Annotated in this window: 10 protein-coding genes; 6 read left to right on the top strand and 4 right to left on the bottom strand. The window is 75.7% G+C overall.

The genetic code is table 11. The annotated features are described in order from the left end of the window. Positions 1-2,028, bottom strand: a complete 2,028-nt coding sequence (locus VFG42_RS00725) for a hydantoinase/oxoprolinase family protein (protein ID WP_324904177.1) — start codon at positions 2,026-2,028, stop codon at positions 1-3. Positions 2,029-2,219: 191 nt separating this feature from the next. Between VFG42_RS00725 and VFG42_RS00720 the strand changes: the two genes are divergently transcribed. The 4 genes from VFG42_RS00720 to VFG42_RS00705 all read left to right on the top strand — a co-directional run bounded on the left by VFG42_RS00720 (position 2,220) and on the right by VFG42_RS00705 (position 8,949). Beyond that, positions 2,220-3,611 carry a helix-turn-helix domain-containing protein gene (locus tag VFG42_RS00720; RefSeq protein ID WP_324904175.1) on the top strand — a complete coding sequence of 464 codons (1,392 nt, stop codon included), beginning with the start codon at positions 2,220-2,222 and terminating at the stop codon, positions 3,609-3,611. 601 nt (positions 3,612-4,212) lie between these two features. Beyond that, positions 4,213-7,311, top strand: coding sequence for an ATP-binding protein (locus VFG42_RS00715; RefSeq protein WP_324904173.1), 3,099 nt, complete (start codon positions 4,213-4,215; stop codon positions 7,309-7,311). A 19-nt stretch (positions 7,312-7,330) separates the two neighbouring features. Further along, a complete protein-coding gene (locus VFG42_RS00710) occupies positions 7,331-8,386 on the top strand; it encodes an NAD(P)H-dependent flavin oxidoreductase (protein WP_324904171.1) in 1,056 nt (351 codons plus the stop codon). Next, complete coding sequence (locus VFG42_RS00705) at positions 8,383-8,949, top strand: 2-hydroxychromene-2-carboxylate isomerase (RefSeq protein WP_324904169.1); 567 nt, start codon at positions 8,383-8,385, stop codon at positions 8,947-8,949. Before VFG42_RS00710 ends, VFG42_RS00705 begins: the two co-directional genes overlap by 4 nt. On the opposite strand, the gene VFG42_RS00700 is transcribed toward VFG42_RS00705, so the two are convergent. Together VFG42_RS00700 and VFG42_RS00695 are read right to left on the bottom strand one after the other, a co-directional pair. After that, complete coding sequence (locus VFG42_RS00700; protein ID WP_324904167.1) at positions 8,851-10,767, bottom strand: ABC transporter ATP-binding protein; 1,917 nt, start codon at positions 10,765-10,767, stop codon at positions 8,851-8,853. The genes VFG42_RS00705 and VFG42_RS00700 overlap by 99 nt on opposite strands. A gap of 11 nt (positions 10,768-10,778) precedes the next feature. Beyond that, positions 10,779-11,951, bottom strand: coding sequence for a saccharopine dehydrogenase family protein (locus tag VFG42_RS00695; protein WP_324904165.1), 1,173 nt, complete (start codon positions 11,949-11,951; stop codon positions 10,779-10,781). A gap of 157 nt (positions 11,952-12,108) precedes the next feature. On the opposite strand from VFG42_RS00695, the gene VFG42_RS00690 reads away from it, so the two are divergent. Next, positions 12,109-12,450, top strand: a complete 342-nt coding sequence (locus VFG42_RS00690; RefSeq protein WP_324904163.1) for a hypothetical protein — start codon at positions 12,109-12,111, stop codon at positions 12,448-12,450. A 16-nt stretch (positions 12,451-12,466) separates the two neighbouring features. Beyond that, entirely contained in the window at positions 12,467-13,417 is a 951-nt protein-coding gene (locus VFG42_RS00685) for a class E sortase (protein WP_324904161.1), read from the top strand. Here VFG42_RS00685 and VFG42_RS00680 read toward each other — a convergent pair. After that, positions 13,383-14,247: site-specific DNA-methyltransferase (locus tag VFG42_RS00680; protein ID WP_324904159.1), on the bottom strand; the 865-nt coding region annotated here is incomplete at its 5' end. The genes VFG42_RS00685 and VFG42_RS00680 overlap by 35 nt on opposite strands.

The following is a 14,247-nucleotide window of genomic DNA, read 5'->3' as shown; positions in this document are numbered from 1 at the left end:
TCAGGCCTCCTTGGTGATGACCAGCGCGCCGGTCGCGTGGACGGTGGCCGTGTGGCCGGCGTCCAGGTACGTCGTGGTGGTGGGCTCGGTGAGGATCGCGGGGCCGGCGACCGTGTCGCCGGGCGCCAGCGCGGCGCGGGCGCGGATCGGGAAGGCGGTCCGCTCGCCGCGGGTGAAGCTGTGGGCCTCGATCGTCGGGGCGTCGTCCTCGGCCGTCGCCGCCGCGGCGCTGAGGTGCGCGCCGAGCGTGTCGCTCAGCGGCGTCGTGGCGATCACGCGGAACGTGACGATCTCCAGCTCCTCGTCGAGCACGGCGCCGAACGCGCGCTGGTACTCGGCGCTGAACGTGCGGCGCACGGTCTCGGCGTCGCCGTCGAGGACGATCGTCAGCGTGTGCTCCTGGCCGACGTAGCGCATGTCGGCGTGGACCTCGAGCGTGCGGCGCGGGTCCGGCGTGCCGTCGGAGCGGCGGTCCAGCTCCTCGGTCAGCTCGGCGATCAGCGCCTGGGCCTCCTGGAGGCCCTCGTCGCTCAGGCGGGTGAGGCGCGTGCGCGACGAGGTCTGCGCGAGGTCGACGCCGAGCAGGCCCCAGGCCGACAGGTTGCCCGCGTGCGGCGGGACGACGATCGTGGTGATGTCCAGCTCGTGGGCCATCACGGTGGCCAGCACGGGGCCGGCGCCGCCGAAGCCGATCATCGCGGCGTCGCGCGGGTCGCGGCCGGACTCGACGGTGATCGAGCGGATCGCGTCGGCCATGTGCGCGCAGGCCACGCGGATGACGCCGCGGGCGACCTCGTCGGCGTCCGCGAAGCCCAGCGGCCCGGCCAGCGGCTCCAGCGCGGCGCGGGCGAGGTCCGGGTCCAGGACGACGTCGCCGGCGATCGGGCCGGGCGGCAGCATGCCGAGCAGGACGGCGGCGTCGGTGACCGTCGGCTCGGTGCCGCCGGCGCCGTAGCAGGCGGGTCCGGGGCGGGCGCCCGCGGACCGGGGGCCGACGCGCAGCAGGCCGCCGGCGTCGACCGAGGCGATCGAGCCCCCGCCGGCGCCGATCGAGCGGACGTCGACCCACGGCGTCTGCAACGGCAGCCCGATGATCGAGCCCTCGTAGAGGACCGGCGCGCGGCCGTCGGCGATCAGGCAGGTGTCGAAGCTCGTGCCGCCGACGTCGGCGGCGATCGCGTCGCCGAGGCCGAGCAGCTCGGTCAGCTGCTGGGCGGCGGCCACGCCGGCGACCGGGCCCGACATGATGGTCTCGAACGGGCGGTCGGTGGCCTCGGGGAAGGACAGCGCGCCGCCGCCGCTGCGGGTGATGAACGCGCCGCCGGCGAAGCCGCGGTCCTGCAGGCCCTCGGCCAGGCGGTCGAGGTAGCCGCCCATGCGCCGCCGGACGAACGCGTCGATGACCGTCGTGCAGGTGCGCTCGTACTCGCGGTACTCGCCGCTGACGCGGTGGGAGACGGAGATGTCGCCGGCGAAGCCCGCTTCGCGCAGCAGGCGCTCGGCCTCCTGCTCGTGGGCGGGGTTGGCGTAGGCGTTCATGAACGCGATCGCGACGGCGTCCACGCCGTTGGCGGCGAACGTGCGGGCGGCGGCCGCCACGTCGTCGGCGCTCAGCGGCGCGTGGACCGTGCCGTCGGCGCGGACGCGCTCGGCGACCGGCAGCCGCAGGTGGCGCGGGACCAGCGGCTCGGGCGCGCGCCAGAACAGATCGTAGGGGTCGTCGCGGTCGCCGCGACGCAGCTCGAGGACGTCGCGGAAGCCCCGCGTGACGAGCAGGCCGACGGTCGCGCCGCGCCGCTCCAGCAGCGCGTTGAGGCCGACGGTCGTCCCGTGCACGAACGTCTGCGCGGTGTTCAGGGCGTCCGCGCTGAGGGAGGCCGCGACGGCCTCGAGCACGCCTTCGTCAGGCCGTGCCGGAGAGGTGAGCTGCTTGCCGACGAACACCTCGCCGGTCGACGGCTCGTGGGCGATGAGGTCGGTGAACGTGCCACCGACGTCGACGCCGATGCGAATCCCCTGTACGGCCATGGCCGACGATCCTGGACGGTGCCGTTCGGCTTTGGCAATGGGCTGTTGGCACAGTCGTGAACACAGGATTGTGCTGACAGCACGTATGCTCTGCGGAGCGGATGCCGACCGTCGACGAGCTCCTGAGGAATCCCGCGACCCGCGGATTGACGCTCGTTGCAGGGCCTTGGGACGCGCGGCCCGCCGGGAGCGTGGCGATCGTCGACGCAATCGCGGACCTCGGCCGCACGCGCGAGGGCGCTGTCGCGCTGCTGACGCCGAGCGCGTCATCCGGAGCACTCGGCTACCAGCTCGACGTGGCGCTGGCGACCGCGGGCGAGCGGCGGCTGGCCGCGCTGGCGATCTACGGCGCGGCCACGACGTCGGTCACCGCGATCCGGCTGGCCGACCGCACGCGGGTGGCACTGCTGACGATCGACGCCTCGGTCGACCTGACCGACCTGGCCTTCGGGCTGGCCCGGCTGATCCGGGCCGACCCGGGCGGCGTGATGAACCGCGCGCTGGACGCGATGCGCGCCGTCGCGGCGGCCGAGGCCGACGGGACCGAGGCGGTCCTGGAGGCGGCGATCGCGGCGGTCGGGTCGACGTTCGCGCTGCGCCCGCGCCTGGGCGCGGGCGGCGGGCCGCCGGCGGGCGCGGCAGTGCCGATCGTCTCCGACGGACGGCCCGACGGGTGGATCGTCGGCGAGCGCGACGACCATGCCGCGACGCTCACCGCGCACCTGCTCGCGGGCGCGATCGGGCGGATCCGGACGCAGGCGATCAAGGCGGCGCGGCGACCGGCGCAGGCGCGCGCGGACGCGCTGGGCGGGCTGCTGACCGCGCGGCCGGCGGGCGTGGCGCGCGCCGCGGAGCGGGCGCGCGACGTCGGCGTGCGCCTCGACGGAGAGCTGGCGGTCGCCCGGATCGAGCTGCGCTCCGAGCCCGACCGCGACCTGGTGACGCGCCGCGCGATGGACGAGGAGCTGGACGACCTCGTGCTGGAGGTCGCCGAGGACTCCGGCGCCGAGGGGGAGTGGCACCGCGCGCGGATCGACGACGCGCTGCTGCTGATCCACGCCGGGCCGGCCGGCACGGAGCTGCCGGCGGCGCGGCTGCTGAGCGCCGCGCGCGACGCGTTCCCGACCGCGACGTTCTTCTGCGGCGTCGGCGGCCACCACCACGGCGTGCCCGGGCTGCGGGAGAGCGCGACGCAGGCGGCGACCGCGGCGGCCGCCGCGCGCGGCTGGGGCCGTCCGGGGACGCCGGTGCACATCGACGCGGTGGGCCTGCCGCCGTTGGTGGTGGACTGGCTCGGGACGCCCGCCGCGCAGGACTCGACCGAGCGGCTGCTGCGGCCGTTGATCGGCCAGGGCGGGGCGCGGGCCGACACCGCGATCCGGACGCTGCAGGTCTACCTGGACGAGCGCGGGTCGCTGGCGCGCGCCGGGGAGCGCCTGCACCTGCACAAGAACGCGGTGTCCTACCGGATGAAGCGGATCCGGGCGGCGCTGGAGGACGTCGACGTCGACCTCGACGACCCGGACCGGCGGCTGGAGCTGCAGCTCGCGTGCCGGGCGTGGCTGCTCAGCCGATCGCGGTGAGCGCGGCGCCGGGCAGGTGGGGCGCGGCGCCGGTCCCGGCGAGGACGAAGCCGGAGGCGGAGGAGATCGCGGAGGCGCTCGGGTCGCCCAAGGCGTAGGCGTCGGTGATCGCGCCGTCGCCCAGCCGGACCTCGATCAGGCTGGAGCTCGCGTGGCGGCGCCACGCGCCAGCGCTCGCGCCCGGTCACGAGGTCGAACGCGGCGACCTCGCTCCCCAGCGACGCGGCGACGCGGCGACGCGTCGACGACCGTCCGTCCCGAGATCGCCGCCGCGCCGGGGATGCCGCCGGCCAGGCGAGCGACCCACCGCACGCCCGCCGACGGACGCACGCCGACCGGGGCCGCGCGCGTCCCGGCGAGGTCGTGTCCGGCGCTCGGCCAGTCCCGGCCGTCGTCCCACCATCCCAGCGCGCCCACGGCCCGCGGCCGCGCCAGCAGCGCCGCCACGGATCCGGTCGCCGCCGTCCTCAGCAGCCGTCGGCGGGTGAGCGGAACGCCCGAATGGTGCACGGTCACGACGTATATCCGGGAGGGCCGCGCCGTCGAGCGGCCGGTGCTGACGGCCCGGCAACGAGGACCACCGTCGGGCTACGCTTCACCGGTGAGCGCGAAAGGCCAGGGGCGCGCCGAGATCCTGCGGTACTGGCGGACCGTCGAGCTGTTCGCTCCGGCGACCGTGGAGCGGGCCGATCCACGGCGTGGCCGCTTCCGGGTGGCCGACGACGAGCCGCTGCCGTGGGAGCCCGAGCATCCGGTCGCGCGCGAGGCCGTCGCCCCGGGCCGAGTCCGCCGCCATGTCCTGCATCTCGGCATCTTCCGCCTCGACGCGGTCGGCGAGGTGATGGAGCAGGCGCTCGGGACCGACGACCAGGCGCTCGACCAGCGCCCCGGCGGCGAGTCCGCGGTCGCGGCCGTGCTCGTCGACGCTGGCGGAGTGCTGCTGCCGGACTCCGCGGTCCTGTCGTCGTGTGCGTGGGCGGTGGGCCGCGTGGCCCACGGCGCACCGGGCGACGTGGCCCGCCTGAGGGGCTTCGACGCCGCCGAGGCGCAGCTGCGCGAGACGCTGGCCGAGCAGGCGGCCGACGACGAGCCCATGGACCACGCGCGGCTGCGAGACGCCCTGGCCGCCGCCATCGCGGCCGCAGAGGTCGACGGCGTGCTCGCGGCCGCCGAGGTTCGCATCCGGACCGAGGTCGTCCGCGCGAACGCCGACGACGACACCGGCTTCCTCAACAGCTTCCACGCCCGCGACCTGTCGGTCGTCGCCGAGGCCGTCGCCACCGGCGACGCGGGTCCGGCACTGCTGGCCTACCTCCAGAGCGAAGACGAGGCCGCGCCGGGCCGCGCCGACGTGCGCACCGACCTCACCGCGGTCGCCGCCGCCACGGGGCCGGGGCGTCTTCCGCTCGGGCGCTGGCCGTCGGCCCCGGACCGGCAGGCCGCGCTGGGGCAGCAGATGGCCATCGGGGAGGCGCTGGCGATGGACGCGGGGCTGTTGGGCGTCAACGGCCCACCCGGCACGGGCAAGACCACGCTCGTGCGCGACCTGATCGCGGCGATCGTCGTCGAGCGCGCGCGACGTCTCGCCGCGTTGGACGACCCACGCGACGCGTTCTCCGGCGAGCCGTTCCGATGGCGCTCCGGGGACTTCCGTCGCGTCGTGCACCGCTGGCGGCCCGAGCTCACCGGCTTCGAGCTCGTCATCGCCTCCCAGAACAACGGCGCGGTCGAGAACGTCACGCACGACATCCCCGGCGCCGACGCGATCGACCCCGGATGGAGCACGGCTGCCGAGGCCGCCGACGGGTTCGCCGAGCTGGCGGGAACGCTGATCGAGCGCGACGCGTGGGGCCTGATCGCCGCGCGGCTCGGACGCCAGACGCACCGGACGGCGTTCTCGGCCCGGGCGCTCTGGAGCGGCAAGGACGGCCACGGCCCCGAGGGCGTGATGCGGTGGCTGGCCCGCCTCGAGCGGGAACCGCCGCCCGACGCCGACGACTGGGACCAAGCCGTGGCGGCGTTCCAGCGCGCGCTCGGCGGCGCCGCCGCCGTCCGCGAGCGCGGAGAGCAGGTGGCCGCGGCGCTGGCGCGACGGCCCGAGCTCGAGTCCCGACGCCGCGCGGTAGCCGAAGCCGTCGACGCTCAGACGACCCGGACGGCCGTGGCCGCGACCGCATTGGCCGCGGCGATACGTGACGCGCGGACCGCGGAACGGGAGGAGGAGCGCCGCACGGCCCGGCGCGAAGAGCACCGCCGCTCTCGCCCGGGCTGGGGCGAGCGGCTGACATCGGGGGGACGAGCGATGCGGGAGTGGCGCGCGCGCGACAACTCGCTCGCGGCGCCGCTGCTCGAGGCCCAGCGGGCCGCCGACGCGGCGCGCGAGCGCCTGGCTCGGGCCGAAGGAGAACGCGACGCCGCCGCCCGGTCAGCCGCCGCGACATGGGACGAGGCCACAGCTCTGGATCGCGAGCGCGAGGCGCTGGACGGCGTGCTGCGCGCCGCGCGCGAGGCGCTCGGCGACGCGTTCCCCGACGAGGCCTGGCATGCGCCCGACGCCCGCGAGCGTCGCGAGCGCACCGCGCCGTGGACCGATCCATCCCTCGACCGTGCGCGCAGCGAGACGTTCCTCGCCGCGGTGGCCCTGCACCGCGCGTTCCTGCGTCACGTCCCGCGCGAGATGCGCCAGAGCCTGCACGGCGCCGACGACCTGCTGCGTGGCGCGGCACCTGGGTCGCTGCCCGAAGACGCCGCGCGAGCGGCGTGGCAGGCGCTCTTCTTCGTGGTGCCCGTGGTCTCGACGACGTTCGCCTCGCTCCCTCGCATGTTCTCGCGCCTGGGCCGCGAGGCCCTCGGCTGGCTGGTCGTCGACGAGGGTGGCCAGGCCTCACCGCCCGCGGCGGCCGGCGGCATCTGGCGCGCCCGGCGCTGCGTGGTCCTCGGCGACCCGCGCCAGCTGACGCCGATCGACACGCTCTCGCCCGCCGCCCAGCGGACGCTGGCGCGTCAGCACGGCGTCGACCCCCGCTGGGCGCCGCGCGGGCTCTCGGTCCAGCGGCTCGCCGACCGCGCGACCCGACTCGGAACGTGGCTGCCCGGCGATGACGGCCCCGACTGGGTCGGAACGCCGTTGACCGTCCACCGCCGCTGCGATCGTCCGATCTTCGATCTGGTTAATGCCATTGCCTATGACGGGTTGATGGTCTACGCGACGGATCCCGCCGCGGGCGCGACGTTCGACCACCGCCACCCGGGTCTGCCGCCATCGAAGTGGATCGACGTGCCGGCGACCGGCGCTCGGGGGCACTGGGTGCCGGCCCAGGGCGATCAGGTCGAGCACGTCCTCGCGCAGCTGCGACGGCGCGGCGTCGAGTTGGACGACATCTTGATCATCTCGCCGTTTCGCGAGGTCTCCGACGAGCTGCGAGCGCTGGCGTGGCGACGGCATCGCGGGCTGATCACGGGCACCGTCCACACCGTGCAGGGCCGTGAGGCCGACGTGGTCCTGCTGGTGCTCGGCGGGCATCCGGAGCGGCCCGGCGCGCGGCAGTGGGCGGGGCGCACGCCGAACCTCCTGAACGTCGCGATCAGCCGGGCGCGACGCCGGCTGTACGTCATCGGCGACCACGCCGCGTGGCGCGAAGTGCGGCACTTCGACGTGCTGGCTCAACGACTGCCCCAGCAGCACCCGATCGGAGGCTGAGCTCATAGCCTTCCCGACCATGAGCGCGATCCTCGACGGGCTGGAGCTGCCGATCGTCGGGGCGCCGATGGCCGGAGGGCCGTCGACGCCGGAGCTGGTCGCGGCGGTGAGCGGCGCGGGCGGGATCGGGTTCCTCGGCGCGGGCTACAGGACGGTGGCGGCGGTCGGTGCGGACGTCGCCGCGACGCGGGCGCTGACCGAGCGGCCGTTCGGCGTCAACGTGTTCACGCCCGGCGGCGGCGTGCGGGCGGACGCCGGGGAGCTGGTGGCCTACGCGCGGCGGCTGGCGGCGGAGGCCGCGGCGGCGGGCGTCGCGCTCGGCGAGCCGCGCCACGACGACGACGCGTTCGCGGGCAAGGTGGAGGCGTTGGTCGCCGACCCGGTCGCGGTCGTGTCGTTCACGTTCGGGCTGCCGCCGCGCGAGGCGGTCGACGCGCTGCGGCGCGCCGGCAGCGAGGTGTGGATCACGGTCACCGCGCCCGACGAGGCCCGCGCGGCGGCGCGGCTCGCCCCGGACGCACTGATCGTCCAGGGCGTCGAGGCCGGCGGGCACCGCGGCGTCTTCGCCGACGACGAGGACGCGTCGGACCTCACCTTGCTGGTGGCCTTGCAGCTGGTCGGCGAGGCCACCGACCTGCCGCTGGTCGCCGGTGGCGGGCTGGCGACCGGCGCGGCGGTGGGCGCCGCGCTCGTCGCGGGCGCGCGCGCCGCGCAGGTCGGCACCGCGTACCTGCGCGCGACCGAGGCCGGGACCTCGGCCGCCCAGAAGGACGCGACCGCGACCGACGCGCCGACGCGGCTGACCCGCGCGTTCTCGGGCCGCACGGCGCGCGGCATCGTCAACCGGCTGCTGGCCGACCACACCGACGCCGCGCCGCGCGGCTACCCGGAGGTCCACCACCTCACGACGCCGCTGCGCGCCCACGGCCGCGCGTCCGGCGACGCCGACCTCGTCAACCTCTGGGCCGGCCAGGCGCACGCGCTCGCGCGCGCGGAGCCCGCCGCGGAGATCACGCGGCGACTTGCCGCGGAGGCCCGCGAAGCGCTTGAATCCGCGATCCGGAGGCTGCGATGACCACGCTCTACTACGACCTCGCCTCGCCCTACGCCTACCTCGCGTTCATGCGCGCGGCCGACGTGCTCGGCGCGCCGCCCACGCTGCGGCCGGTCCTGGCCGGCGCGATCTTCGCCCACCGCGGCTGGGGCAGCTGGGCGCACATGGAGACGCGCGCCGAGAACGTCGCCGAGGTCGAGCGCCGCGCCGCCGCGTACGGCCTGCCGCCGGTCACCTGGCCGCCGAGCTGGCCGCCCAACTCGCTGAACGCGATGCGCGCCGTGGTCTGGGCGCGGCGCGAGCACGGCGACGGCGCCGCCGAGGCGTTCTCGCGCGTCGCCTTCCGCCTCGCCTTCGCCGAGGACCAGGATCTCGGCGACCTCGCGGTCCTGGAGCGCGCGGCCGCCGAGGCGGGCCTCGGCGACGGCGTGCGCGACGGCCTCGCCGACCCCGCGGTCAAGGCCGCGCTGCGCGAGGCGACCGAGTCAGCGATCGCCCGCGGGGTCCGCGGCGTGCCGTCCGTCGAGACCGGCGACGGCCGCATCCTCTTCGGCGACGACCGGCTCGCCGAGGCCGTCGCCTGAGATCTCGCCGGTCTGCACGGCCCACAGCGCCGCGTACGGCCCGCCCCGCGCGACCAGCTCGTCGTGCGTGCCGGACTCCACGACGCGCCCGGCCGAGAGCACGTGGATCGCGTCCGCGTGGCGGATCGTCGACAGCCGGTGGGCGATGACGATCGTCGTGCGCTGGTGCGACACCCGCAGCAGCGAGCGCTGGATCGCGGCCTCGGTCTCGTTGTCGACCGCCGACGTCGCCTCGTCCAGCACCAGGATCGACGGGTCGCGCACGAGCGCCCGCGCGATCGTCAGCCGCTGGCGCTGCCCGCCGCTGAGCCGCACGCCGCGCTCGCCGACCGGCGTGTCGTAGCCCCGCGGCAGCTCGCCGACGAACCCGTGCGCCTCGGCCAGCCGCGCCGCGCGCGCCAGCTCGGCGTCGGTGGCGTCCGGCGCGCCGTAGCGCAGGTTGTCGGCGACGGTCCCGTCGAACAGGAACGTGTCCTGCCCGACGTAGCCGATGGCGCCGCGCAGCGACCGGAAGGACAGCTCGCCGACCGGCACGCCGTCGACCGCCACGGTCCCCGCCGTCGCGTCGTACAACCGCAGCAGCAGCTTGACGATCGTGGACTTGCCCGCGCCGGTCGCGCCGACGATCGCGTGGGTCTCCCCCGCGGGCACGGTCAGCGACAGCCCGTCGAGCACCGGCCGCGGCGACTCCTCGTAGCCGAAGGTCACGTCCTCGAAGGCGACCGCGCGCGACGGCGTGGCGTCGGCGTCGGCGGCCACCGGCGGCAGCTCGCGCGCGCCGGACGCGATCGCGATCGGCGTGTCGAGCAGGTCGAGGATCCGCCGGATCGACGCCACGCCGCGCTGGTAGAGGTCGAGCGTCTCGCCCAGCTCGGTCAGCGGCCACAGCAGCCGCTGGGTCATGAACACCAACACGGAGTACAGCCCGATCTCCAGCGTGCCGTTGAGCGCCATGTGGCCGCCGAGGACCAAGGTCACCATGAACCCGCAGAGGATCGCCATCCGGATCAGCGGCACGAACCCGGCGCTCAAGGTGATGGCCTTGGCGTTGGCCTCCGCGTAGTCGCGCGACGCCGCGGCGACCCGCGCGGCCTCGCGGTCCTCGGCGCCGAAGGCCTTGATCGTGGCGATCCCGCCGAGGTTGCCGCCGATCAGCCCGCCGAGCCGCCCGGCGCGCTCGCGCACCGCCTCGTAGCGCGGGCCCAGCCGGCGCTGGAAGAGCAGCGAGCCGCCGACGATCACCGGGATCGGCAGGAACGCCAGCAGCGCCAGCAGCGGCGAGATCGCGACGAACACCGCGCCGACGGCGACGATGTTCACCGCGGTGAGGATGATCTGCATCGCGCCGACGTCCAGGAAGCGCTCGAGCTGGTTGACGTCGTCGTTCAAGATGGTCAACAGCCGCCCGGACGCCCGGTGCTCGAACCACGCCAGCTCGAGGTCCTGCACATGGCGGTAGGCGTCCATGCGCAGGTCGTGTTGGAGGTCCTGGGACAGCCGCCGCCAGATCCGCTGCGACAGGTACTCGGTCAGCGACTCGAGGATCCAGACCACGGCGGTCGCCGCGCCGAGGATCCACAGCTGCGTCTCGCGGCCGGAGACGCCGAACAGCTGCGCGACCATCGAGTCGGAGTCGCGCACGACGATGTCGATCGCGACGCCGATCAGCAGCTCGGGCGCGATGTCGAACAGCTTGTTCAGCGCGGTCAGGACCGTGCCGGAGACGATCCGGCCGCGGTAGGCGGGCGCGCGCCGCCAGAGGCGGATCAGCGGATGGGTCCGCGAGCCGGGGAGCGACGCCGTGGGGAGCGGGGTCATCGCCCCGCACCCTAGTGTCGCTCGACCACGTCGAACGCGAGGCCCGAGGCGATCAGCCGCTCGCGCAGCGCGGGCCCGAGCGCCTGCGCGGCCGTCACCTGGCCGGCGGTCTCGGGCAGGTCGTCGAGCGCGAGGCAGAGCGTCGCGTCGGCGAGCATGCGCGAGGTCTCGCGGTAGCCCGGGTCGCCGCCGCGCACCTCGCAGACCACCCGCCGGCCGCCGCCCTCGCCGACCATCGTCACCGTGAACCAGCCCGCGTCCATCTGCGCGTCGGTCGGCCCGTCGCCCTGCGGCAGCCGCGACAGCAGCGCGCGGCGGACCGGGCCGATCTGCGCGGCCGCGACCAGCGCGGCGAGGCCCGCCGCGCCGCCGACGGCGATCGGCAGGCGCTTGACCGCCGCGTAGTGGCCGTAGCGGAACTCCGGGCCGTAGCGCGGGAGCGCGCGGGCCGAGCGCGCGATCACCTGCGGGTCGATCGTCGGCAGCGGGACCGCCCAGTAGCCGCGGGCGCGATGCGGGCGGCCGGCGTCGGGCCCGATCGACCGCGTCGGGTCGCGCGGCGGCTCGGCGGCCCTGCGCGCCTTGGCGGCGGCGACGTTCTGGCGCGGGCGCGAGAAGCCGGTCAGCGCGGAGGCGAACGTCCCGCCGCTGATCCGGCCGCCGGCGCGCACGTAGCCGCGGACGGTCAGCGGCACGCCCTCGGGCAGCTGCTCGACGGCGAGCTGCGCGCCGAGGTCGTGCGGGATCGAGTCGAAGCCGCAGGCGTGGATCAGCCGCGCGCCGGTCCGCACGGCCCGCGCGTGGTGGGCGGCGTACATGCGGTCGGCGAACTCGGGCTCGCCGGTGAGGTCGAGGTAGCCGGTGCCGTGCTCGGCGCAGGCGGCGACGACCGGCTCGCCGTGCAGCGCGTAGGGGCCGACGGTGCTCGTCAGCACGCGCGTGGACGCCGCCAGCGCGTGCAGCGACGCGCGATCCTCGACGTCGGCGACGACCAGCTCGGGCGCGGGCGCGCCCGGATGGGCGGCCAGGACCCGGTCCCGCGCGACGGCCAGCTTGTCGCGGTTGCGGCCCGCCAGCGCCCAGCGGAACCCCGCCGGCGCGCGGCCCGCGATCTCGGCGGCGGTGAGCGCGCCGGTGAAGCCGGTCGCGCCGAGCAGCGCGACGTCGTACGCACGTTCGGCCATGGCCGAACACCCTCTCACACCCGAACGGCTGCATCCCGACGTGCACGGGCCCAGGAAAGCGGGCACGTTGCCGATGACCCGTAGGACAGTGCATCGTTCTTCGAGCTTGTACGATGCGCTGTCCGTCCAACCTGATCCGAACCAAGGGACTTCCGACGTGCGCTTCCGCTTCGCCCTTGCTGTGATGGTCGCCGGCATGCTCTTCGCCGCGGGGATCGCCTCCGCGCAGAGCACGACCACCGATCCGACCAGCGGCTACACCAACACGACGACCGAGAAGACGACCACCAGCGAGCCGACGCAGACCACGTCGCCGACGACCAAGGCCGACGAGGAGACCGGCGTCGCGCCGTCGGTGGCCGCGCAGACCACGACGTCCGCGCCGTCCGGCCTGGCCTTCACCGGTGGCGAGCCGCTGCTGCTGATCGCGTTCGGCCTGGCCCTCACGGGCGGCACGGCGCTGCTGCTGGTCCGCGAGCGCCGCCGCGGCGAGAGCTAGGACCCGCAAGGCCGTCATGGCCGCTGGCGACGAGCCGGTCGCGCCCCTCCTGGGGGCGCGCCGCACGTCCGTCGCCGACCTCCGGGCCGAGGTCGAGCGTCTCACCGAGGCGCTCGCCCTCGCCGAGGAGCGCCGTCGCACCGCCGAGCGCACGCTCGCCGACGTCGCCCAGATGGCCGCCGCCGACGCGGCGGACCTCCGCGCCCGGCTCGCGGAGCTGCAGGCGCGCCCGGACGCCGCGTCCACGCCGCCCGCCCCCGCCCCGCCGGCTCCGGCCGCCGCGGGCTCCGGCCGCCCGCGCGCCACGCCGTGGCGCCGCGGCCGTCGCGTGCTGCTGCTCGCCGGGCTGGTGCTCGGCGTCGCGCTGATCGCCGACGGGCTGCTGACGATCTTCTGGCAGGAGCCGCTGACCGCGCTGCAGCAGTCCCACGACCAGGCCGCGCTGCGCCACGACCTGGGCCGGCTGCGGGAGCGGGAGCGGGCCGCGCCCAAGGTCGCCAAGGAGTCCTCGGCGACCCGCATGCGCCGCCAGGCCCGCGCGCTGCTGACCGCGCGCGCCGACGGCAAGGCCCTGGGGTCGGTCTCGATCCCGAAGATCGGGCTGAAGACCGTCTTCGTCGAGGCCACGACGCACGACTCGCTGAAGAAGGGCCCCGGCCACTACCGCGGCACGGTGCTGCCGGGCATGACCGGGACCGTCGGGCTCGCCGGGCACCGCACGACCTACGGCGCGCCGTTCCGCCGCGTCGACGAGCTGGTCAAGGGCTCGCGGATCGTCGTCCGGATGCCCTACGGGACGTTCACCTACAAGGTGACCGGGACGCGGATCACGACGCCCGACGACGCGTCGTCGCTGGTCTCGCACGCGGGCACGGACAAGCTCGTCCTCACCGCCTGCCACCCGCTCTACAGCGCGGCCAAGCGGATCGTCGTCAGCGCGCGGCTGGCGTCGTCGACGCCGGCGTAGCGTCGCCGCCGCCCTCGTCGCCGCCGCCCAGGCGCGCGGCGCAGACGTCGACCGCGTCGGCCGACGCGTCGACCAGCACGAACCGGCGCCCGAGCGCGCGCGCCGCCGCGCCCAGCGTCCCCGAGCCGGCGAAGAAGTCCAGGCACCAGCCGCCCGGCCGCGACGAGGCGGCCACGCAGCGGCGCACGACGCCCAGCGGCTTCTGCGTCGGGTAGCCGGTGCGCTCGGCGCCGGAGGTCGGGACGATCGTGTGCCACCACACGTCGGTCGGCCGCTTGCCGCGCGCCCGCTGCTCGGCGGTGACCAGGCCGGGCGACATGTAGGGCTCGCGGTCGACCTCGGCGTCGTCGAACCAGTAGGCGTCGCGGTCCTTGACGTACATCAGGATCACGTCGTGCTTGGCGGGCCAGCGGCGGCGCGGCTTGGCGCCGTAGTCGTAGGCCCAGATCAGCTCGTTGAGAAAGGCGTCTCTCCCGAAGATCTCGTCCAGCAGCAGCTTGCAGTAGTGCGACTCGCGGTAGTCGATGTGGAAGTACAGGGTCCCGTGAGCGGCGAGCAGCTCCCGAGCCCGGATCAGCCGCGGCTCCAGGAACGCCAGGTAGTCGGCGAACTGGTCGTCGTAGCTGAGACTCTGCAGCAGACGTGAGCTGTACCGGCGTCCGCCGAAGCCGATGCGCGACCCGGGGCCCGACCCCTCCTCTCGCTTTACCGACAGCGTGGCCCGGGCCTGCGCGCGGCCGGTGTTGAACGGAGGGTCCATGTAGACGAGGTCGAAACTCCCGGTCGGCAGCCGCTCGAGCGCGCCGGCGTTGTCGCCGTGGATCACGAGG

The sequence above is a fragment of the Baekduia sp. genome (assembly GCF_035685985.1).
Taxonomy (GTDB): Bacteria; Actinomycetota; Thermoleophilia; order Solirubrobacterales; family Solirubrobacteraceae; genus Baekduia.
The sequence above is the reverse complement of the archived record's forward strand: the minus strand, read 5'-3'. Positions and strand labels throughout refer to the sequence as shown.